This is a genomic window from Streptomyces albiflavescens (genome assembly GCF_014645835.1).
Taxonomy (GTDB): domain Bacteria; phylum Actinomycetota; class Actinomycetes; order Streptomycetales; family Streptomycetaceae; genus Streptomyces; species Streptomyces albiflavescens.
In genome coordinates, this window is the sequence record NZ_BMMM01000004.1 from 48,059 (window position 1) to 69,475 (window position 21,417).

Genomic DNA, 21,417 nt, shown 5'->3' on the forward strand with positions numbered 1-21,417 from the left:
GGTGTCAGCTGTCGGAGCCGCCGGCCCGCAGGGAGGCCAGGTCGGACTTCACGGTGTTGATCGGTATGGCGAAGCCGAGGCCGACGCTGCCGGCGCTCGACGAGGACGAGGACGAGTCCGAGGCGGCCGAGTACATCGCGGAGTTGATGCCGATGATGTTGCCGTTCATGTCGATCAGCGCGCCGCCGGAGTTGCCCGGGTTCAGCGAGGCGTCGGTCTGGAGGGCCTTGTAGGTCGTCGTCGACGAACCGGTGTCGCCGTTGAACTCCTGGCCGCCGAAGGAGAACGGCCACTGGCCGTTGCCGCCGCCCTGCTGTTGCTGCCGGCCCTGGCTCTCGTCCGTCGAGACGGTCACGTCACGGTTCAGGGCCGAGATGATGCCGCTGGTGACGGTGCCGGTCAGGCCCTCGGGGGAGCCGATCGCGACGACGTCGTCGCCGACCTGTACGCCGTCGGAGTTGCCGAGCGTGGCGACCTTCAGGCCGGAGGGCGCCTTCTCCAGCTTGATCAGCGCGAGGTCCTTCTTGCTGTCGGTCCCGACGACCTTCGCGGTGTACGACTTGCCGCTGCTCAGCTGCACCTTGATCTCGGAGGCGCCCGAGATGACGTGGTTGTTGGTGATGATCTCGCCGCCGGACGTGATGATCACGCCCGCACCGGTGGAGGAGCCCGCGTTCGAGGTCGCGCTGATCTCGACGATGCTCGGGCTGACCGCCTGGGCGACCCCGGCGACGGTGCCCTTCTTGGCGGTCGGCACCACGTTGGTGCTGGTGCTGCTCGACGCGGTGTCCTTGCCGGTCAGCTCCTGGATGCCGTACGCCGTACCGCCTCCGATGGCCGCGGCGACTATCGCCACGGCGGCGAGCAGGGCCAGCGGGCCCTTCGCGCGCTTCTTGGCCGGAGCGTGGGCGGGGTCCTCCTGGACGGGGGTCGCGGCGAGCACCGCGGTGGAGCCGGCGTCCGGCGAGGGGTACCCCGCGTAGCCGCCGCCGCCATGGCCGCCGCCATGGCCGCCCTGACCGGAGCCCGGCCACACGGTGGTACCCGGTTCGACGGCGACCGGTGCGACCGGCTGGTTCGCCGGCGGGGGAGGCCACTCGGGGTTCACTGGGGAGGAGGCGTGCTGCTGCCGGGGGTACGCGGGCTGCTGGTCGTCGCCCTGGACGTACCCGGACAGGCCGCCCTGCTGGGGGTGCTCGTACTCGCCGCTGCGGCGGAAGCTCTCGGTCATGGAAAAAGACTGTCCCCCGATCATGAGAGCTCCCTGAGTGCCCGCTGAGAAGCCCGACAGAACCTCGTATGCCCGATATAAAGGCGCGCGGGCCCGGCAAACAGGGGGTTGCGGTCGGGTGATGACACGGAACGCGGCGGACGAACACTTGTCTGTCTGCTGTGAAGCCCGTGTGTGAAGGGGCGCGTGAGGCCTACGATCTCCGCGCCGGAGGGGGGCTCCGCGGTTACGCCTGAATCGATGCAAGCGATGGCGATGTGCACGCGTATGTGCAAGCGATTGCTGTCACCGATCGGGCGGGTGCGTCGTACGCCCTTCTCGGGCCTCTTACGACACGGAACGACACCACACGCACCCACGCACCCCAGGAGCCCTGAGTGATACGTGCCCTGCGCGGCCGCCTGAGACGCCCTGTCACGGCGTTGCCCGCGGCCGCCCTCGCGCTGGCGCTGACCTGCGCCGGCGCTCTCGCGGCGCAGCCCGCGGCAGCGGCGGACGACCCGTCCGGACTGCCCGACGCGAGCGTCGCCCGGTCGGCGAAGCCCGCGCCGACCGCATCCGACAAGGAACTGCGCGACCGGGTCATCGAGGCCGCCAAGGACCAGGCGACCCCGGAGACGACCCCCAAGAAGACTCCCTTCATCATCGGCGGCAGCGAGACGACGATCTCCTCCGCTCCGTGGATGGTCCAGCTCTCGTACTACGACGACACCACCGGCGCGGGCTACTTCTGCGGCGGCACCCTCGTCGCCCCGAACAAGGTCCTGACGGCGGCCCACTGCGTCGCGGGTCTGGACTGGGTGAAGAACGGCGCCGTCGTGGCCGGCACCGCAGGCCTGCTCGACGACACCAGCGGCACCGTCGCGGGCGTCTGGCGCCAGTGGAACCACCCGCACTACAACTCCACGACCATCCAGAACGACGTCGCGGTCCTCACCCTGGACCGCCCGCTGGAGCAGCAGTGGACGCGTCTGGTGGCCGCCGGCGACTCCGCGTCGTACGCCGCGGGCAAGACCGCCACCGTCTACGGCTGGGGCCTGACCTCCGGTGCCGAGGGCGCCGACCTGTCGGCCACGCTGCGCAAGGTCGACCTGCCGGTACAGTCCGACGCCACCTGCAACTCCGCGATGCAGACGGTCCTCGGTGAGGACGACTTCATCGAGGGCTCGATGTTCTGCGCGGGCACCCCGGCCACCGGCACCGACGAGGGCACCAAGAGCCCCTGCAACGGTGACTCAGGCGGTCCGGTGATCGTCGGCGGCAAGGTCGTCGGCATCGTCTCGTGGGGCGTCTCGGGCTGCACGGCCAAGGGCGCCTACCCGGTCTTCACCAAGGTGTCCTCGTACACCTGGGCGGCCCAGCCGCGCATCGACGACACCGACCTGTCCTTCGACGGCAAGGCCGACATCCTGGCCCGTACGCCCTCCGGCGGCCTGTTCGAGCAGGACAGCAAGGGCACCTCGCTCGCGCAGCGCGCCTTCCAGGGCACCGGCTGGCAGGGCATCAGCTGGGGCCTGCAGGCGGACCTGGACCGGGACTTCTACCAGGACCTGATCGTCCGCGACAAGGGCGACGGCAAGCTGTACCGCAGCTACCTGAACCACTCCAGCGGCGAGTTCGAGTGGATGCAGATCAGCTCGGTGTGGGGCGGCTACAAGTCGTACGCCATCCCCGGCGACATGACCGGTGACGCCCGCCCCGACCTCGTCGCGGTGGACTCCGACGGCTCGGTCTACCTCTACCCGGGCAAGGGCAACGGTCAGTTCTACGGCCGCGTCAAGGTCGTCGACAAGGCCTGGAAGAACGTCAGGATCTTCGGCCACGGCGACCTGTCCGGTGACGGCCGCGCCGACCTGCTGGTCCGCAACAGCTCCGGCGTCCTGTACCTCTACCGGGGCACCCAGCAGGAGCACACCCCCTGGTCGACGCGGATCCAGGCGCGTACGTACTGGAACTTCACCTCGTACGTCTCCAACGGCGACGTGACGGGCGACGGCATCGCCGATGTCATCACCCGCGACTCCGGCGGCACGCTCTGGCTCTACCCGGGCACGAACAAGGCGTCCAGCAGCCTCTTCGGCTCACGGAAGAGCCTGGGCACGGGCTTCAACCAGTACAACCTGCTGTTCTAGATCGCAAAAGCCCCGCGCCTCAAGGGGCGCGGGGCTCTGTCATATGCGGCTCCGCCGCGTGGGCGCGGCCGGCCGCAAAGGACCCGCGGGTCTACTCACAGCCGCATGAGCGCCGCACGACCAACCGCGACGGGAAGAGCTTCAGGCGCTCACGCCGGGAACCGGCGACCCGCAACCCGTCATCGAGCACGAGGTCGACCGCGGCGTGCGCCATGGCGGACCGGTCCGATGCGATCGTTGTCAGAGGCGGGTCCGTCAGCGCGGCTTCCTTGACGTCGTCGAAGCCGGCGACGGCCAGCTCCCCGGGCACGTCGATGCGCAGCTCGCGCGCGGCCCGCAGCAGACCGATCGCCTGGTCGTCCGTGGAGCAGAAGATCGCCGGCGGCCGATCCGGCCCGGCGAGCAGGCCCAGGGCGACCTGATACGCGTCGTAGCGGTTGTACGGCGCCTCGAAGAGGCGGCCCTCCGTGGAGATCCCGGCCTCCTGCATCGCGCGCCGCCAGCCCTCGACGTGGTCGGAGACCGGGTCGCCGACGGCGGGCGTCTCCGCGGTGCCGCCGAGACAGGCGACGTACTCGTGGCCGTGCTCGAGGAGGTGGCGGACGGCGAGCTGGGCGCCGCCGAGGTCGTCCGTGACGACCGCGACGTCGTCGATGGCCTCGGGCCGCTCGTGCAGGAGCACGACCCGGGCGTCCCAGGCGTCGATCTCCGCGGCGGCGTGATCGTTCAGCGCGTGGCTGACCAGGATCAGCCCGGAGACCCGCATGCCGAGGAAGGCCCGCAGATAGTGGACCTCGCGCTCGGCGATGTAGTCGGTGTTGCCGACGAGCACCATTTTTCCGCGCTCGGCGGCGGCCTGTTCGACCGCGTGCGCCATCTCGCCGAAGAACGGCTGGCGCGCGTCCGGGATGATCAGGCCTATGAGCTCGGTCCGCCGCGACGCCATGGCCTGAGCGACCCGGTCGGGCCGGTACCCCAGCTCCTTGATCGCGGCGAGAACGCGCTCGCGCGTGGCCGGGGCAACCGGCCTCGGTCCGTTGTTGATGACATAGCTGACGACGGCGGTGGAAGTACCCGCCAGCCGCGCCACATCATCCCTAGTCACCTTGGCCACGCGCGGAGTCTACGCGGATGGACCGCCTCTGGGCAGGGCGTACGGGAGGCTTCCTACGCCTCCGCCGTGACCTCGGAAGCGGCCGTGGCATCCAAGTGCGCCGTCTCGTCCGCCTCATCCGGCTTTGGCTGGGCCGCCTTGGCCCTCGCCCCCTCCGCGGCGCGGTCCACCTTCTCAGGAGTAACGAATCGATAACCGACGTTCCGCACGGTACCGATCAGCGACTCGTGCTCGGGTCCGAGCTTCGCGCGCAGTCGTCGTACGTGCACGTCGACCGTCCGCGTGCCACCGAAGTAGTCGTAGCCCCAGACCTCCTGGAGCAGCTGGGCGCGGGTGAAGACGCGGCCCGGGTGCTGCGCGAGGTACTTGAGGAGCTCGAACTCCTTGAAGGTCAGGTCGAGGACCCGGCCCTTGAGCTTGGCGCTGTACGTCGCCTCGTCCACGGAGAGGTCGCCGTTGCGGATCTCCATGGGGGAATCGTCGTTGACGATCTGCTGGCGGCCCATGGCGAGCCGCAGCCGGGCCTCGACCTCCGCCGGACCGGCGGTGTCCAGGAGTACGTCGTCGATGCCCCAGTCGGCGGTGACGGCGGCGAGACCGCCTTCGGTGACGACGAGGATGAGGGGACAGCCGGGGCCCGTGGACCGCAGCAGCTGGCACAGGCTGCGGACCTGCGGGAGATCCCGCCGCCCGTCGATCAGGATGACGTCGGCACCCGGGGTGTCGACGAGGGCGGGGCCTTCCGCCGGAGCCACTCGCACGTTGTGCAGGAGCAGGCCGAGAGCGGGAAGCACCTCCGTCGACGGCTGAAGGGCATTGGTCAGGAGCAGCAGAGAACTCATCGCGCCCCACCTGCCTGGGTCGTCCTACGTTCGTGCACGGTTCGCTCGCCCATAACGTCTGGTTCCTCCTCGGTCCCTGCGAGGACGTTTGCGGCACTGCTCGGTACGAGCGGCTCCCGCGCCCCTGGGATCCGCCCTGTGTTCGAGGCCTCGTATACCCGCGGTTTCCCGCTTCGTATACAACGCTTCCGAAAGCACAAAAGGACCCGGGGGCTTCGCTGCCCGAGTCCTCTGCCCAGCAGAATAGCCCACATGAGCTCAGGTACGGCAGGTCATGTGACGCGATCTTCCAGTAGTCCACACCTTGAGACAGCAGCGCACACTCCGTTGCGGAGGCTTCTGCGCACGGTCGACGGGGTGTCCATCGATGCCGCGTACGACCCTGGAACACGGCCTTCCGGCGACCTCGCGATCGTTGTCGCGCACGGTTTCACGGGCGACCTGGGCCGCCCGCACGTGCGCCGCGCGGCGGGTGTCCTCGGGCGGAACGCGGCGGTGGTCACCTTCTCCTTCCGTGGTCACGGCGCCTCCGGCGGCCGCTCGACGGTCGGCGACCGGGAGGTGCACGACCTGGCGGCCGCGGTGGCGTGGGCGCGGGAGCTCGGGCACGCGCGGGTCGCCACCGTCGGGTTCTCGATGGGCGGCTCGGTGGTGCTGCGGCACGCGGCACTGCACCGAGCGGCCGGTTCGGAGCACGCGGGGCGCACGGAAGCGCATGTGGACGCGGTGGTTTCGGTGAGCGCTCCGGCCCGTTGGTATTACCGGGGTACGGCCCCTATGCGGCGCGTGCACTGGCTGGTAACCCGTCCGGTGGGGCGGGCCGTGGGCCGCTACGGGCTGCGGACCCGGATCCACCACCGCGAGTGGGACCCGGTGCCCGCCTCCCCCGTCGAGTCGGTCCCCCTCATCGCGCCCACCCCGCTGCTGATCGTCCACGGCGACCAGGACGGCTATTTCCCGGTGGACCACCCGCGGATGCTGGCCGAGGCCTCCGGGGATCACGCCGAGCTGTGGCTGGAGCACGGCATGGGCCACGCCGAGAACGCGGCCGAGGACGAGCTGCTCGCCCGGATCGGGGACTGGGTCGCCGCGCACGCGGGCTAGCCTGACGGTGTTCACAGGATCCACCGGTGTACGCGGTCCGGATCCACTGCTGTACGCGATCCGCTGGGATCGCGTATCCACTGATTGAGGAACGAGATGGCAAAGGGCACGGTGCGTTACTGGGCCGCCGCCAAGGCCGCGGCAGGCGTCGCCGAGGAGCCGTACGAGGCGAGCACGCTCGCCGAGGCGCTCGACGCGGCCCGCGAGCGACACCCCGGCGAACTCGTCCGCGTCCTGCGGCGATGCTCGTTCCTCATCGACGGTGACCCCGTGGGGACCCGCGGGCATGAGACGGTACGGCTGGCCGAGGGCGGCACGGTCGAGGTGCTCCCGCCGTTCGCAGGAGGGTGAGCGAGACGATGAGCAACCAGCCGTACGAGTCCCCGTACGAGCCGCCGTACGAGGGGTACGACCCGTATCAGCAGCCCCAGCAGCCCCAGCAGGCCGCGCAGCAGCCCGAGTGGCAGCAGTACACCCAGCAGTGGGAGGGGCAGACCTGGGAGACGCAGGCGCAGACGCCGGTCTCCGCGGCGGAGACGGCGTATCTGCCTCCGCAGGCGTACGCCGAGCCGCCTGCCTACGGCACTTACGCCCAGCCCCTGCCGCCGGAGGCGCCGGCGCCGGAGTGGACGCCCGGGTACGAGCCCTCCGCCTACATGACGCCCGACAGCGGTGGCTTCGCCCACCCGTCCCACCCGGGGGTCCCCCCGGGGCGTTCGGATGCCGGGGGAGGGCCGACTGCCCACAGCGCGGGCAGCCCCCAGGGCGCGCCCGGTCCCGTTGCCGAGCCCGCCCCCGAGTACGGGCCCCCCACCGTCACCGGCAACACCCGCGTCACCGACGCCCAGCGTGCCCGTGCCGAGGGGCGGTCGCCGATCATCGAGCCCGGGATGCAGCCGGCCGCGCTCACGGCTGGGCTGGGGCTGCTGCTGTCCGGTGCGGCCGCGATCGGGGAGTACGCGCTCGTCGTACCCCTCGTGCTGCTGCAGGCCGTCACGGCGGCCGGATGGTTCCGGCTGAACGGGATGTGGCCCGCCCGGCAGGGCATCGCGCTGGCGTTCCTGGGCGCGGTGACCGCGGACGTGGCGCTGCTCGCGACCGGCCGGGAGAACGGGCCCGCCGCGATCCTCGGCACCCTCGGCGTATGGGTCCTGCTGACCCTCGTCCTGCAACTGCGCAGCCACGCCGACCCGGACACCCGGATGTACGGCCTGATGGCGACCGTCGCCTCGGCGGCGCTGGCGATCGTCGCCGCCGGGCACCTCGCCGCGGAGCCGGACGCCGTCACGGTGGGAGCGGCCGCCGTCGCCGTGGCGATCCTCGCCCGTGCGCTGCCGCTGCCCACGGCGGCCTCCGTGGTGGTCGCGCTGCTGGCCGCCGCGGGCGCCGGTGTCGCCGTCGGCGGGATGACCGATCTGGGGCCGCGGGGCGCCTTCCTCGGCCTCGGCGCGGGCGTCTGCGCGCTGGTCGGCCACCGGGTCGCGAGCTACGACTACCCGTCCCGTTTCGTCCACTTCACCGCGGGCGTGGCCCTTCCCCTGGCCGCCGCGGCCCCGGCGGTCTACCTGCTGGGCCGCGCGCTCGGCTAGCCGAGCGGTTCGTCACAGCTGATCGACAAGCACCTCGAAGGGCCCCCGACACGGGGGCCCTTCGGGGTTAGGCTCGCGATCGACGGCCACTCGGTCGTTGAGACCGGGTCTGCCGAGGTGGGGGAAACACCGAGCATGCGCGCACTGCGAATAACCTTGATCGTCGTCGTCATCCTGGGCGGCCTGTTCGTGATCGCGGACCGGGTGGCGGTCGGGTTCGCGGAGGACAAGGCGGCGGACCGGATCAAGAGCACCGAGGGGCTGGCCGGCACCCCCGACGTGTCCATCGAGGGCTTCCCCTTCCTCACCCAGGTCGCCGGCGGCGAGCTCGACGACGTGAAGATCGGCATCAAGAACTACGAAGCCTCGACGGGCGGCACGAGCGCCGCCGCCGCCACGATCCGCATCGACCACCTCAGCGCCGAGATGCACGGCGTCGTCTTCAACGGCGACTACAGCTCCGCCACCGCCGACAGCGCCACCGGCACCGCGTCCATCGCGTACGACGAGCTGCTGAAGGCCGCCAAGGCCGAGCCCACCCAGGTCGCCTCCGGTGTCACCGCGCGGGTGATCGGCCTCTCCGACGGCGGCAACGGCAAGATCAAGGTCACGGTCGAGGCCACCGTCCTCGGCACCAAGCTGCCCCAGCCGGTCTCCGTGCTCAGCTCCGTCAGCGTCTCGGGGGACACGGTGAAGGTGCACGCCGACTCCCTGCCCAAGCTGGGTGTCGAGCTCGCCGAGGGCCGGATCCGCGCGATCACCGACTTCCAGCAGAAGATCGACGAACTGCCCGGCGGCATCCAGCTCGACAAGGTCGAGGCGGCAAAGAGCGGCGTCGACATCTCGGTGAAGGGTTCGGACGTCAAGCTGGTCGGGTAGGCCTCGGCGCGGGCCGGGGCCCGTGGAGAGCCCGTTGTCCGAAGGGCGAGACGACCTCGTCCGTACCGCAGATGCGCTGTCGGCGTGACGACGGAAACAGCGGCCCGGAAACAAGGCGGGCGCGGCCTCGACGCGCAGCGCATCCCACATCACGGACGATCGCGTCTCAGCATCCGACACACCGGTGACATGCCCGCCTGTCCGTCCCTACGATCGGACGCATGAAGCGACAGGCGGATCTCACGAAGCGGCGGGCAGTAGACCTGTGCCGCGTCGCCGCCATGCTCTGTCGCACCTTCTGAGCGGAAGCGTTCGAACTTCCGCGAGCCGGGCCCCTGGATGTCTCTTGTCGGGGCCACCCCTGCGCCACACAGCCGTTACCGGCATGACCGCGCACCCCTCTCTAACGCACCGCCCCGCCGCAACTGCCCCGGAGGAGAACGAGCATGAGCCGCAGCGACGTCCTGGTAGACGCCGACTGGGTCCAGGACCACCTGGACGACCCGAACGTGGCCATCGTCGAGGTCGACGAGGACACGTCCGCGTACGAGAAGAACCACATCAAGAACGCCATCCGGATCGACTGGACCAAGGACCTCCAGGACCCGGTCCGCCGTGACTTCATCGACCAGGAGGGCTTCGAGGAGCTCCTCTCGTCGAAGGGCATCGGCAACGACACCCTCGTCGTCCTCTACGGCGGCAACAACAACTGGTTCGCCTCGTACGCCTACTGGTACTTCAAGCTCTACGGCCACGAGAACGTGAAGCTCCTCGACGGCGGCCGCAAGAAGTGGGAGCTCGACTCCCGCGACCTGGTCGACGGCTCGCAGGTGCCCGAGCGCGCCGCGACCGAGTACCAGGCCAAGGCCCAGAACACGGCGATCCGCGCCTTCCGTGACGACGTCGTCGCCGCGATCGGCTCGCAGAACCTGGTCGACGTGCGTTCGCCCGACGAGTTCAGCGGCAAGCTGCTCGCCCCGGCCCACCTGCCGCAGGAGCAGTCGCAGCGTCCGGGCCACATCCCGACCGCCCGCAACATCCCGTGGTCGAAGAACGCCAACGACGACGGCACCTTCAAGTCGGACGACGAGCTCAAGGAGCTCTACGCCGCGGAGCAGGTCGACCTCGCCACGGACACCATCGCGTACTGCCGTATCGGTGAGCGTTCCGCGCTCACCTGGTTCGTGCTGCACGAGCTGCTCGGTGTGGAGAACGTCAAGAACTACGACGGCTCCTGGACCGAGTACGGCTCCCTGGTCGGCGTCCCGATCGAGCTCGGCGCCAACAAGTAACCCTCAAGGCCTGAAGGACGGAATCGAAATATGTGTGGAGCGAAGGCCGGCGGCCCCGACGCCTCGACGATCAAGCCCGGTGAGACCACGATCCAGGGGCAGGTGACCCGCGACGGCGAGCCGGTCACGGGTTACGTCCGCCTCCTGGACTCGACCGGCGAGTTCACCGCCGAGGTTCCGACCTCGGCCACCGGACAGTTCCGCTTCTACGCGGCCGAGGGCACGTGGACCGTGCGGGCCCTGGTGCCCGGCGGCACCGCCGACCGCACGGTCGTCGCCCAGACGGGCGGCCTCGCCGAGGTCGCGATCGCCGTCTGAACAGCCGACCGCCGTTTTTGACGGCAGTCACCTGAACGGCTGAAGGGCCGCACCCCCGGGGGTTGGACGCTTACCGGACAGGGGTGCGGCCCTTCGGCTTGCCCGCGTGTGCGAGACGGGCCTTCGCACCCGTGCGCCGACGGCTTCCGCAGGCCTACGCTGGGTGTATGTACGCACGACGGCGTCACGTGTACTTCGCCATGATGGGGACGTGCATCGGACTCTTCGTCATGGCCTGGGCAGTGGTGCGGCTCTGGTCGATTCCCGTGGCTGTCGGGATGTGTGTGGTGGCCATGGTCATTCCGCCGCTGGCCGCGGTGGTGGCCAATCGGCGCGGGCCGGAGGACCGGTGGTGGGACGACCCGTCCGGTGACCCCAAGTCCGACGAGTGGTGGGACGAGCTGGACGGCAAGAAGCGGCGCCCGTAGCGGGCGGCGGGCGCAGCAGACGGCATGGCGGCAGCGGGAGAAAGGCGCATATGTCGCGTACGAGATTGTCCACCGTGGTGTTCGACGCGCCCGACGCGCATGCGCTGGCCGACTTCTACATGCGGTTGCTCGGGTATGTGGTGCGGGCGAAGGAGCCGGACTGGGTGCTCATCGGCCCGCCGTACGGCGGCATCGCGCTCGCCTTCGAGACCGAGCGGCTCTACACGCCGCCCGTGTGGCCCGCGGGCCCCGGCGACCAGCGGATGATGATGCACCTGGACATCGAGGTCGACGACCTGGCCGAGGAGACGGCCCATGCCCTCTCCGAGGGGGCCAGGCTCGCCGAGCACCAGCCCCAGGAGCATGTACGCGTCTTCCTGGACCCGGCGGGGCATCCGTTCTGCCTGTGGGTGCACACGCATGAGAAGCATCCGAAGCGTCTGAGGCGTCACACGCGCCAGACGACTCAGTAGACGAGCGCGAGACGACTCATCGGAGGGGCGGCCGGGCAACTCGGTGGACGAGTGCCTGAGACGGGCGGCCGGGTGGCTCAGTAGACGAGTGCCTGCGTCTCGTCCCCCATCGCCTCCTGCACGAACACCTGCGCGCCCGCGATGCGTACGCCCTCCAGGACGTCCTTCTCCGTGATCTCGCGCCGGGCCGCGCACTGTGTGCACAGGGTGACGCGCCCGGCCGCCAGGATCGAGTCGATCAGGTCGGGCAGCGGCGCCGCGTGCGGAAGCTCGAACTCGGCGGCGCGGCCCGGCAGCGCGAACCACGAGGACTCGCCGGTCAGCCAGAGGGAGACGTCGACACCACTGGCCACGGCCACCGCCGCGACGGTGAACGCCTGTGAGCAGCGCTCCGGAGCATCGGCCCCCGCCGTCACCTTGATCACGAGCTTTTTCGCCATGGCCGAATGGTAGTCCGAATCGTAATGAACTCCTGTGCAACTTCATGCGCCGTCCATGGGTCTCCTGTGCGCGCGGATACGGAATCCGCGCTTCACGTTCCGTGGGGGGACGTCTTGGAAGTCTCGGAAACACCTGAAGCACCTGAAGGGCCCGAAAGACCCGAGGCACCTGGAGTACCTCGAGTGTCTGAAGCGTCTGGAGTACCGGAAGTACCGCCAGTGCCTGAAGCATCTGAAGCAGCGCCCGACGTGTCTGCAGTACCTCAAGTAGTGCCTGAAGTCTCTGAAGTACCTGAAGTGCGCGTACGCCGACGCGGGCGTACGACCCTGCTGATCGCCACCGCCGCCGTGCTCGGGCTCGTCGCCGGTACCTGCGCCGGTTATCTCGTCCAGGCCGACCGCGAGCCCACCAAGCTGCCGTCGTTGTCGCAGCCGGTGGTCGCGCAGGCCAAGGGCGCGGGCCCCGAGCCCCTGTCGGTCGCGCAGGACCGCCGGGTGAAGACCGACGGCGACCTGCGCAAGCTGCTGCTCAAGCGGCCGAAGGGGACGCGGGAGGCCGACTGGTTGAGCGACGACGGCTGGATGGACATCGGCGAGTACTCGGAGTCGTTCACGAAGCCGGCCGGCGCTTTCAGGGATCTGGTCGGCGACGAGTTCCGTCGTGCGGCCGTCACCGGATGGCGCGTCGGCAGCACGTACAGCGTCGAGATCCGGCTCGTCCAGTACCGGCAGCAGGAGAACCTCGGCGCGGCCGAAGCGGCCGACGACGGCCACTACTGGGCGGGCAACGAGGACGGCACCCGTAACTGGGACATCCCCGGCACGGGCGACGGCGTGGCGTACGTCCACACCAAGCCCCACACGGAGGCCGGCTATCTGCCGATGTACGAGGCCGAGGCGCAGGCCCGACGCGGTGACATCGCCGTGGAGATCTGGGTGAACAGCACCAAGCCGATCGCCAAGGCGACGATCATGGACCTGGCCAAGCGGCAGATGGAGCGGCTGTGACCACCGAGCAATCGACAACACCGGAGCCGGTGGAGCCCACACAGCCCGCGCAGGCCGCACAGCCCACACAGACCGCGCAGCCCGCGCAGGCCGTGGAGCCCATACCGGCTGTGGAGCCCGTACAGCCCGTGGATTCCCTGGAGCCCGTGGATTCCGCACCGGAGTCCGCGTCCGATGCGGCTCCCAAGAAGCGTGTCCGTCGCGGGCGCATCGCCGCCATCGCCGGTTCCGTCCTGCTCGTCGGTGCCGTCATCGGTGGCGCCGGCTACACCGTCGTGACCGTCCAGGACGCCGACCGGGACGCGGGCGCGCCCGTCTGGAAGTTCCCGAAGGCCACGAAGGAGGACGCCAAGAAGGCGAAGGCGACCTCGGGGCTCGCCGCCATGCTCGTGCCGTACGAGGGCGAGGGCGAGGGCTGGAGCCGGGGCCCGGACATCGCCGAGTTCGGCTCCGACGCCGCGCTCAGCGGGGGCGAGGCCGCGGCCCTGCGCAAGGAGTCGATCAGCGATCTGCCCCGCTCCCAGCGGCGGCGGCTGGAGAAGGAGATCGACAAGCAGCACACCAAGGGCATGGTGATGCGCAGCTACCTGAGTACGGCGAACGCGAGCGACTCCACGGCCTACGCCGAGAGGGCCTTCACCGTGAGCATCGAGCTGATGCAGATGGAGGACAAGACGGCGGTCCGGAACATGTCGACCTTCCAGAACGAGTTCTTCGACGCCCTGTCGATCTTCCGCAGCGGGCCGAAGATCGAGGGCCACAAGAACGCCAAGTGCTTCCTTCCGCCCAAGGACAAGGAGGAGAAGCTCGACATGATGGTCTGCTCCGCCTACGAGGGCGACGTGCTGGTCAGCGTCACCGCGGAGGCGGCCAAGCCACTGAACACCAAGGGGGTCGCGTCGCTCCTGCGTGAGCAGCTCGACCGCATCACCGAGCCGGGGGAGGCGGTATGACCGAGCAGACGACACCACCGATGGAGCCGCAGCAGGCCGTGCCGCCCCCGGTGCCACCGATGCCCGAGGCGGCCCCGCCGCTCCTGGCCGCCGAGCCGACTCCGCCCGTCAAGAAGGACCGCCGAGTCCTGCGCGCGGTGCTGCGCTGGACCGCTGCCGTGGTGGTCTTCGGCGCGGTCGGCACGTCGGCCGCGTACGGCATCACGCGGATGGAGCGCACCGACGTACCCGGTCTGGCGACGGAGTCGGACGGGCGCTGGGACTACCCGACGATCACCAAGCCGCCGCTGCCCTCGGGCAGCCCGGGACCGATGGCCGACTCGAACAAGGCCGGCACCCACTACGCCGACCTGCGCAAGCTGGTCCTCCCCGCCCCCAAGGGGGCGAAGGCCGACGCGGCGCTGCGCGGCGAGGACGGCTGGCTGGAGAGCAAGACCTTCCTGGCGGAGTACGCCGAGAAGTCGGACCGGGACACGGTCGGGCAGCTGCTGACCGACGACGGTCTGCGGCACATCGCCGCGCGCGGCTGGACCACCGAGGACGGTACGCACACACGGATCTACCTGCTGCAGTTCGAGACCGCGGCCGTCGCGGACGATCTGATCACCACCGAGCTGGCGAACTACGACTCGCCGCAGTACGCGGTACGCGGAGCCGCGCTGACCGAACGGGACGAGAAGTTCCCCGAACGCGCCGCGGTCGACGAGGTCACGCGTTTCTCGTACGTGGAGAGCAAGCCGTACGGCGCCGAGCAGGTTCGGCAGGCGTACCTCTCGGCGGGAGACACCCTCGCCCTGATCGTCCAGTCGCGGAAGGGCACCACGCAGGCCGTCCCGTTCCAGCAGACAGTGATCCTGGAGAGCCAGCTGCTCGGCTGAGCCCGCCAAGGTGCACCTGAAAGAGAGGGCCGGGCCCCATCCGACTAGAGTGGGGTCCGGCTCTTGTGTACACCGCAACCCCCGCTCATCCGAGGAGCACCCGTGGAGATCGCCTTCGAAACCCTGCTGGTCCTGGTCTGCGTCGGCGTGCTCGCCTTCGCCGGGCTGACCGTGAAGAAGCTGTACCAGGGCCAGCGCTGACCCCCATCAAGGAATTTCCGAGCTCATGATCGAGATCCCGTCCGACCTCCACAAGGACCTGGTTCCCCTCGCCTTCCTGCTCGGCAACTGGGCCGGTGCGGGCGTCCACGACTTCCCCGGCGCCGAGAAGTGCAACTTCGGGCAGGAGGTCACCTTCACCCACGACGGGCGGGACTTCCTGGAGTACCACTCGCACACCTGGGTGCTCGACGCGGACGGGAACAAGGTCAGGCCGCTGGAGACCGAGTCCGGCTTCTGGCGCGTCGACGGCAACCGCAAGGTCGAGGTCGTCATGACCCGCGACGACGGTGTCGTCGAGATCTGGTACGGCGAGCTGGCCGACAAGAAGCCGCAGATCGACCTGGTCACGGACGCGGTCGCGCGCACGGCGGCCTCGGGTCCGTACAGCGGCGGCAAGCGCCTCTACGGGTATGTGAAGAGCGACCTCATGTGGGTCGGCGAGAAGCAGACCCCCGAGGTCGAGCTGCGCCCCTACATGTCCGCGCACCTGAAGAAGGTCGTCACCCCGGAGGACGTCGAGCGCTGGGCCAAGGCCCTCCCCGACGACATGCCGGACGACGGCATCGCGTTCTTCAAGTAGGTCTTCCACTTCCTCGAGCAGTTCATCAGCTCGGCAGCACCTGGAATGGTCCTAGACTTCCAGGTGTGGTGAGCACCGACTGGAAGAGCGACCTGAGGCAGCGCGGCTACCGGCTGACGCCGCAGCGCCAGCTTGTCCTGGAAGCCGTGGACACCCTGGAGCACGCGACCCCCGACGACATCCTCATCGAGGTGAGGAAGACGGCGTCGGGGGTCAACATTTCCACCGTCTACCGGACCCTGGAGCTCCTGGAGGAGCTCGGCCTGGTCTCGCACGCCCACCTGGGGCACGGCGCGCCGACGTACCACCTGGCCGACCGGCACCACCACATCCACCTGGTGTGCCGCGACTGCACGAACGTCATCGAGGCCGATGTCTCGGTCGCCGCCGAGTTCAGGGCGAAGCTTCGTGAGACCTTCGGCTTCGACACGGACATGAAGCACTTCGCGATCTTCGGCCGCTGCAAGGACTGCGCGGCAAAGAAGTAGGGCCGGGCCGGCCGACAAGCAGGGACGCGCGGCCGAGGAGCAGGGATCGCGTGGCCGAGATGTGGTGTCCGGCCAGGAAGCCGGGCTTGAGAAATAAAATCGGCGGCTACCGGGTCGTAGGCTGTGTGGATATGAAGAGCCCTCTATTGTCCCTGCCCGGCGCCGTTCCCGCCGAGGGCGTGGACGAAGCCGTCGCCGCCCATTACGGCGATCTGTTTCGCGAGCAGCGTGCCCTCGCCGACGGCACCGGCTTCGTGGACCTCTCCCACCGCGGTGTCGTCACCGTCACCGGTGAGGACCGGCTCAGCTGGCTGCACCTGCTGCTCACCCAGCACGTCTCGGACCTCCCGGCCGGCCGCGCCACCGAGGCGCTGATCCTCTCCGCGCACGGCCACATCGAGCACGCGCTGTATCTCGTCGACGACGGCGAGACGGTGTGGATGCACGCGGAACCCGGCACCCAGGAGGCGCTGATCGCCTACCTGGAGTCGATGAAGTTCTTCTACCGGGTCGAAGTCGCCGACCGGACGGCCGACTTCGCGGTCGTGCACCTCCCGGCCGGTTCCATCGCCGAGGTGCCGGAGGGCGTCGTCGTACGCGAGATGTCGTACGGGCGTGACCTCTTCCTCCCGCGTACGGACCTGGAGTCGTACGCCCACAAGAACGGTCCCGCGGCCGGACTTCTGGCCTACGAGGCCCTGCGCGTCGAGCATCACCGCCCGCGCCTCGGCTTCGAGACCGACCACCGCACCATCCCGCACGAGCTGGGCTGGATCGGCAGCGCGGTGCACCTCCAGAAGGGCTGCTACCGCGGCCAGGAGACCGTCGCCCGCGTCCAGAACCTGGGCAAGCCCCCGCGCCGCCTCGTCTTCCTCCACCTCGACGGCAGCGAGGTCCATCTGCCTCCGCACGGCACCGAACTCCGCCTCGCGGACGATGGCCCCGACGGCCGGAAGATCGGCTTCATCACCACCTCCGTACGCCATCACGAGCTGGGCCCGATCGCCCTGGCACTCGTGAAGCGCAACGTGCCGGTGGACGCGGCGCTGGTGGCCGACACGACGGCGGCGGCACAGGAGGTCGTCGTCGAGCCGTAGCGAACGCGGCCGCGGGTGGGTCGTGCCGGGGGCGCCGCCCCCGGGCCCGGCCGCCGCGCCGGGCGCCTCACATCTCCAGCAGCACCGTGAAGGGCCCGTCGTTCGTCAAGGACACCCGCATCTGCGCCCCGAAGCGCCCCGTCGCCACCGTCGCTCCCAGAGCGCGAAGTTGGGCGACGACCTCGTCGACGAGAGGCTCGGCCACATCGCCGGGGGCGGCGGCGTTCCAGGTGGGGCGGCGGCCCTTGCGCGCGTCGCCGTACAGGGTGAACTGGCTGATCACGAGCAGCGGCGCGTCGATGTCGGAGCAGGACTTCTCGTCGGCGAGCATGCGAATGGACCAGAGTTTGCGGGCGAGTTGGCCCGCTTTCTCCTTGGTGTCGTCGTGCGTGACCCCGACCAGCACGCACAACCCCTCACCGCTGATCTCGCCGACCGTCTCGCCGTCCACGACGACGCTCGCGCCGTCCACCCTCTGCACCACCGCACGCATGCGGACCATCATGCCGTGCGGCGCCAGTGGGGCGCCGCACGGGCTCTTCGCGTGATTTCCGGGGTCACTAACCCCCCATCTGGGGCTTATCGGGGGCACTCGGTCACATAGCGGCCACTTGGGGTGGCACGATGCGGTGTGTTGCGGTGCAACCGTGGGGTGGACCGCGCCGGTCGAGGGGACGGTAGAGGCACATGAGCACACCGAGTAGCGGGCAGCCGCCCGGAACCGTGTCATTGACCCGTATGAGCCTACGGGTGGAACGGACGGGCGGGATGACGGCCCGCCCGCCCACGCAGCGCACCGACAGCCCGCTGTCGGCCGACCCGCCCCCGCACCACCTCGCGGTGCTCCGGCTGCCCGAGCTGCGGGCACTGCGCCGGGACGCCCAGCGGGACGAGGCCGACCTCAGCTATGTGCGGCGGCTGCTCCAGGGACGCATCGACATCCTGCGGGCGGAGCTGGCGCGCCGCGGCGAGCGGCCGGCGCCTTCCCCGGCACCGGGGCAGCTGTCGGTCGTCGGCCCCGGCCAGCGGTCGGTCGTGGAACGGCTCTCGGAGATCTTGACGGACGCGCCCGCCCGGCACCGCTCGTCGGCCCGCCATGTGACAGTGGGCACACCGCACGGCGAGGAGTACCGGGCACTGGCCGCGAACATGCTCGCGGAGGTGGAGCTGTCCGACCTGGATGCCCGTACGGACGAGGAGTTGGGCGCCGGGATGGGCCGGCTCGTCCGGTACGAGCAGCAGGTCTCCCGGCGACGCCAGCAGCTGCAGCGCACGGCCGACGATTGCAGCGCCGAGATCGCCCGCAGGTACCGTGAAGGCGAAGCACAAGTAGACGACCTGCTCATGTGACGCGGCGGCCCCGGCGATCCCGGGCCCCTTCCGGGGTGGGTCACCCACCTCGGAAGGCCACCCCTGATGTCCGTGCCCGCCATATCGCCTGTCCTGGCAGAGGTCATACGTTCCGGCTTCGTCGAGGGACGCCATCGCGGCAGCCTGGTGCTGCTGGCCGCGGACGGGTCGGTCGAGCTGGCGCTCGGCGAGGTGACGGCGCCGGTCTTCCCGCGCTCGTCGAACAAGCCCATGCAGGCGGCGGGTGTGCTGCGCGCGGGCCTCGACCTGGCCGGAGAGCGCCTCGCCCTCACCGCCGCGAGCCACTCCGGGGAGATCTTCCACCGCGATCTCGTCCACAAGATGCTGGACGAGCACGGGCTGTCGGCCGGGCAGTTGCAGTGCCCGCCGGATCTGCCGCTGGACCCGGCCGAGGCCGAGACGTATCTCGCCGCGGGCTCCGTCCGCGACCGGGTCACCATGAACTGCTCCGGCAAGCACACGGCGATGCTCGCGGTGTGCGCGCTGCGGGGCTGGCCGACGGAGTCGTACCTCGACCCCGAGCACCCGCTCCAGCGGCTGATCCACTCCGTGGTCGAGGAGGCCGCCGGGGAGCCCGTCGCCGCGGTCGGCACCGATGGCTGCGGGGCGCCCCTCATGGCCATCACCCTCACCGGCCTCGCCCGCGCCTTCCGCTCCTTCGTCCTCGCCGCTCCCGGCTCCGCCGAACGCCGCGTCGCCGACGCCATGCGCTCCCACCCCGAGTACGTCGCCGGCACCCGTCGCCCCGACACCTGGCTCATGCGCGAGATCCCGGGCGCCCTCTCCAAGATGGGCGCGGAGGCCGTCCAGGCGATCGCCCTCCCGGACGGGCGCGCCCTCGCCTTCAAGATCGACGACGGCGGAGGCCGGGCGCTGGGCCCTGTCCTCGCCCGCGGGCTGAGCCTGCTGGGCGTGGATGCCCCCGTGGTGTCGCGGATCGGGCGGGCGCCGCTGCTGGGCGGGGGACGGGAGGTCGGGGAGGTCCGGGCGGCGTTCTGAGCCCCTCCGGGGGCGCGGGGAACCGCGCGGTCAGCCCCACCGGTCCGCGGTCGAAGAACCACCTGGCGGGGTCCGGGGCACAGCCCCAGGTGCGGTGGGGTCCCCCTGCTCAACGAAGCCTGGAGCTTGGGTGAGGGCAGGGGCGGAGGGGGCGAAAAACCCCACGACACCCCCACCGTCGTACACCTAGCGTGGCGTCATGACCCCCCGCGACACCATCGACGTACGCCCGATCACGGAGCCCGAAACCCGGGACTGGATCCGCGCGCTGAACGCGGGCTTCCTGCGGTCGCCGGAAGTGTCGGAGCGAGAGCTCGCGGACCGGAGCTCGTACCTCGTGCCCGAGCGCACGCTCGGCGCCTTCGACGGCGACCTCCCCCACTCGCGGCTTCGCTCGAGCGGGGGGACCCCCATCGTCGCGACCTTTCGGTCGTTCCCGCAAGAGCTCACCGCGGTGGGCGGCACCCCCGTCCCCGCGAACGCCATCACGAACGTCACCGTCACCGCCACCCATCGCCGCCGCGGCCTCCTCACCCGCATGATGGCGGCCGACCTCGCGGCGGCGAAAGCACGGGGCGATGTCGTGGCGACGCTGATCGCCGCCGAATACCCGATCTACGGACGGTACGGCTTCGGCCCCGCCACCTGCACCACCCAGTGGACCGTCGACGTACCGCGCGCGGGCCTGGACCCCCGCTGGTCGGGCCCGCCCGCCGGCGGTCGAATAGATCTCGTGGACGCCGAGGACGTCCGCAGGATCGGCCCCGAGCTGCACGAGCGGTTCAGGCGCGCCCAGCCCGGCGCGGTCAGCCGCACCGACCGCTGGTGGCAGATCAACACCGGCGTGCTGCGCCTGGACCGCGTGCCGTGGACGGAGCCGTTCTACGCCGTGTACCGCTCGGCGGCCGGCGAGGTCGAGGGCCTGGTCTCGTACGAGTCGGACGACAACTGGGGCGACGCCAAGCAGCCCCTGAACACGGCGGAGGTGAACTGGCTGATCGCGGTGACGCCGGAGGCCGAACGCGCCCTGTGGCAGTACCTCTGCTCGATCGACTGGATCACCAGGGTCAAGACAGGCTGGCGGGCCCCGGACGACCTGCTGCCGCACGTCCTGCCGGACCCGCGCGCCGCCCACATCACCACGCAGTCGGACTGGCTGTGGGTGCGGATCCTGGATGTCGTACGGGCTCTGGAGGCGCGTACATACGCGGGGACCGGGACCCTGGTGCTGGAGGTCGCCGATCGGGACGGGCTGTCCGCCGGGCGCTACCGGCTGGACGCGGGGCCCGCCGGAGCGGACTGCGCGCCGACCACGCAGAGGGCCGAACTCACCCTGGACGTCAGCGATTTGGCGGCGTTGTGGCTGGGCGACGAGTCGGCTGTGCGGCTCGCGGCGCTGGGGCGGGTGCGGGAAGAACGAGAGGGCGCCGCCTCCGTTGCCGACGCCCTGCTCCGCACGTCCAGGCGACCGTGGTGCCCGGACACCTTCTGATCTCGGCTGACCGGTACTCCTTCCGTGCGGGTGATGACCGCTGGTCCGTTATCCGTAGCTCTTCAGTTGTGGCTGCGCATTCGGTTGTGGCCGTGCATTCAGTTGTGGCTGTGCTGTGCGGTGGTGCGAACTGACCGAGCTCCCGGCTCCCCTCCGGAAGGGAGCCCGGTCAGCCGGACTGCCGGACGGTGGCGCCCGGTCAGCCGGACTGGGCGAGCAGCATCACGAGGATCACCGCTCCGATGCCGCTGATCACGGAGTTCCTGGCCTTGAGGCCGATGGACAGCGCGACGAACGCGATGATGCCCATCGGCCCGTACTTCCACTGGATGATCTGCTCGAATCCGATGGCGAGGGCGGCGACGGCGAGGGCGATGAGCGGCATGACGGTCCCTCCTTCGGGACGGGGAGGCGGACCCCCGCTGAGGACCGTCCACCTGGTCCACCTGGCTGACAGGTGCGACTCCGGCGGCCAACCCTCGGGAAG

General features: G+C 70.3%; 25 protein-coding genes. 19 read left to right on the plus strand and 6 right to left on the minus strand.

Translation table 11 applies throughout. The annotated features are described in order from the left end of the window. Positions 1-4 precede the first annotated feature (4 nt). Positions 5-1,231 (minus strand): S1C family serine protease, encoded by a 1,227-nt coding sequence (locus IEY95_RS12595; RefSeq protein ID WP_189186070.1) that lies wholly within the window; start codon positions 1,229-1,231, stop codon positions 5-7. 377 nt (positions 1,232-1,608) lie between these two features. Here IEY95_RS12595 and IEY95_RS12600 point away from each other — a divergent pair, with 377 nt between their 5' ends. Continuing rightward, positions 1,609-3,363 (plus strand): trypsin-like serine protease, encoded by a 1,755-nt coding sequence (locus tag IEY95_RS12600; RefSeq protein ID WP_189186071.1) that lies wholly within the window; start codon positions 1,609-1,611, stop codon positions 3,361-3,363. Between the two features lie 91 nt (positions 3,364-3,454). Here the strand turns inward: IEY95_RS12600 and IEY95_RS12605 are convergent, their stop codons facing one another. Together IEY95_RS12605 and IEY95_RS12610 are read right to left on the minus strand one after the other, a co-directional pair. Beyond that, positions 3,455-4,477 carry a LacI family DNA-binding transcriptional regulator gene (locus IEY95_RS12605; protein ID WP_189186072.1) on the minus strand — a complete coding sequence of 341 codons (1,023 nt, stop codon included), beginning with the start codon at positions 4,475-4,477 and terminating at the stop codon, positions 3,455-3,457. A 53-nt stretch (positions 4,478-4,530) separates the two neighbouring features. Then, a complete protein-coding gene (locus IEY95_RS12610; RefSeq protein ID WP_189186073.1) occupies positions 4,531-5,319 on the minus strand; it encodes a response regulator transcription factor in 789 nt (262 codons plus the stop codon). Positions 5,320-5,571: 252 nt separating this feature from the next. On the opposite strand from IEY95_RS12610, the gene IEY95_RS12615 reads away from it, so the two are divergent. The 9 genes from IEY95_RS12615 (at position 5,572) to IEY95_RS12650 (ending at position 11,402) form a co-directional block, all read left to right on the plus strand. Then, positions 5,572-6,423 carry an alpha/beta hydrolase gene (locus IEY95_RS12615; RefSeq protein ID WP_189186074.1) on the plus strand — a complete coding sequence of 284 codons (852 nt, stop codon included), beginning with the start codon at positions 5,572-5,574 and terminating at the stop codon, positions 6,421-6,423. A gap of 96 nt (positions 6,424-6,519) precedes the next feature. Further along, positions 6,520-6,774, plus strand: coding sequence for a MoaD/ThiS family protein (locus IEY95_RS12620; RefSeq protein WP_189186075.1), 255 nt, complete (start codon positions 6,520-6,522; stop codon positions 6,772-6,774). 8 nt (positions 6,775-6,782) lie between these two features. After that, on the plus strand, positions 6,783-8,012 hold the full coding sequence (locus IEY95_RS12625) for a hypothetical protein (protein ID WP_189186076.1): 1,230 nt from the start codon (positions 6,783-6,785) through the stop codon (positions 8,010-8,012). A gap of 135 nt (positions 8,013-8,147) precedes the next feature. Beyond that, a complete protein-coding gene (locus IEY95_RS12630; RefSeq protein ID WP_189186077.1) occupies positions 8,148-8,891 on the plus strand; it encodes an LmeA family phospholipid-binding protein in 744 nt (247 codons plus the stop codon). 221 nt (positions 8,892-9,112) lie between these two features. After that, the gene (locus IEY95_RS50610; RefSeq protein WP_350310325.1) at positions 9,113-9,193 is read left to right on the plus strand and encodes a putative leader peptide; all 81 of its coding nucleotides are present in this window, start codon (positions 9,113-9,115) and stop codon (positions 9,191-9,193) included. Between the two features lie 144 nt (positions 9,194-9,337). Further along, on the plus strand, positions 9,338-10,183 hold the full coding sequence (locus tag IEY95_RS12635) for a sulfurtransferase (RefSeq protein ID WP_189186078.1): 846 nt from the start codon (positions 9,338-9,340) through the stop codon (positions 10,181-10,183). A 30-nt stretch (positions 10,184-10,213) separates the two neighbouring features. Continuing rightward, entirely contained in the window at positions 10,214-10,501 is a 288-nt protein-coding gene (locus IEY95_RS12640; RefSeq protein WP_054232391.1) for a DUF1416 domain-containing protein, read from the plus strand. Positions 10,502-10,668: 167 nt separating this feature from the next. Continuing rightward, positions 10,669-10,929, plus strand: coding sequence for a DUF3099 domain-containing protein (locus tag IEY95_RS12645; protein WP_189186079.1), 261 nt, complete (start codon positions 10,669-10,671; stop codon positions 10,927-10,929). 50 nt (positions 10,930-10,979) lie between these two features. Next, complete coding sequence (locus tag IEY95_RS12650) at positions 10,980-11,402, plus strand: VOC family protein (protein ID WP_189186080.1); 423 nt, start codon at positions 10,980-10,982, stop codon at positions 11,400-11,402. A gap of 77 nt (positions 11,403-11,479) precedes the next feature. Here IEY95_RS12650 and IEY95_RS12655 read toward each other — a convergent pair whose 3' ends face one another. Next, positions 11,480-11,842, minus strand: a complete 363-nt coding sequence (locus IEY95_RS12655; protein WP_189186081.1) for a DsrE family protein — start codon at positions 11,840-11,842, stop codon at positions 11,480-11,482. Between the two features lie 297 nt (positions 11,843-12,139). Here IEY95_RS12655 and IEY95_RS12660 point away from each other — a divergent pair, with 297 nt between their 5' ends. From IEY95_RS12660 to ygfZ, 6 genes are all read left to right on the plus strand, one after another. Then, positions 12,140-12,850, plus strand: a complete 711-nt coding sequence (locus tag IEY95_RS12660; protein ID WP_308429306.1) for a hypothetical protein — start codon at positions 12,140-12,142, stop codon at positions 12,848-12,850. After that, positions 12,847-13,803 carry a hypothetical protein gene (locus IEY95_RS12665; RefSeq protein WP_229702855.1) on the plus strand — a complete coding sequence of 319 codons (957 nt, stop codon included), beginning with the start codon at positions 12,847-12,849 and terminating at the stop codon, positions 13,801-13,803. Before IEY95_RS12660 ends, IEY95_RS12665 begins: the two co-directional genes overlap by 4 nt. Further along, positions 13,800-14,681 (plus strand): hypothetical protein, encoded by an 882-nt coding sequence (locus tag IEY95_RS12670; protein WP_189186083.1) that lies wholly within the window; start codon positions 13,800-13,802, stop codon positions 14,679-14,681. Before IEY95_RS12665 ends, IEY95_RS12670 begins: the two co-directional genes overlap by 4 nt. A 226-nt stretch (positions 14,682-14,907) precedes the next feature. Continuing rightward, positions 14,908-15,483: a heme-binding beta-barrel domain-containing protein gene (locus IEY95_RS12675; RefSeq protein WP_189186084.1), complete on the plus strand. Its 576-nt coding sequence runs from the start codon at positions 14,908-14,910 to the stop codon at positions 15,481-15,483. A gap of 65 nt (positions 15,484-15,548) precedes the next feature. Beyond that, entirely contained in the window at positions 15,549-15,971 is a 423-nt protein-coding gene (locus tag IEY95_RS12680) for a Fur family transcriptional regulator (RefSeq protein ID WP_189186085.1), read from the plus strand. Between the two features lie 131 nt (positions 15,972-16,102). After that, a complete protein-coding gene (gene ygfZ / locus IEY95_RS12685) occupies positions 16,103-17,068 on the plus strand; it encodes a CAF17-like 4Fe-4S cluster assembly/insertion protein YgfZ (protein ID WP_189186086.1) in 966 nt (321 codons plus the stop codon). Between the two features lie 67 nt (positions 17,069-17,135). Here ygfZ and dtd read toward each other — a convergent pair whose 3' ends face one another. Then, complete coding sequence (gene dtd, locus IEY95_RS12690; protein ID WP_189186087.1) at positions 17,136-17,561, minus strand: D-aminoacyl-tRNA deacylase; 426 nt, start codon at positions 17,559-17,561, stop codon at positions 17,136-17,138. 194 nt (positions 17,562-17,755) lie between these two features. Between dtd and IEY95_RS12695 the strand changes: the two genes are divergently transcribed. The 3 genes from IEY95_RS12695 to IEY95_RS12705 all read left to right on the plus strand — a co-directional run bounded on the left by IEY95_RS12695 (position 17,756) and on the right by IEY95_RS12705 (position 20,930). Beyond that, entirely contained in the window at positions 17,756-18,418 is a 663-nt protein-coding gene (locus IEY95_RS12695) for an RsiG family protein (protein WP_189186088.1), read from the plus strand. Positions 18,419-18,484: 66 nt separating this feature from the next. Next, positions 18,485-19,438 (plus strand): asparaginase, encoded by a 954-nt coding sequence (locus tag IEY95_RS12700; protein ID WP_189186089.1) that lies wholly within the window; start codon positions 18,485-18,487, stop codon positions 19,436-19,438. 199 nt (positions 19,439-19,637) lie between these two features. Continuing rightward, on the plus strand, positions 19,638-20,930 hold the full coding sequence (locus IEY95_RS12705; protein WP_189186090.1) for a GNAT family N-acetyltransferase: 1,293 nt from the start codon (positions 19,638-19,640) through the stop codon (positions 20,928-20,930). 199 nt (positions 20,931-21,129) lie between these two features. On the opposite strand, the gene IEY95_RS12710 is transcribed toward IEY95_RS12705, so the two are convergent. After that, a complete protein-coding gene (locus tag IEY95_RS12710; RefSeq protein WP_189186091.1) occupies positions 21,130-21,315 on the minus strand; it encodes a hypothetical protein in 186 nt (61 codons plus the stop codon). Between the last annotated feature and the right edge of the window lie 102 nt (positions 21,316-21,417).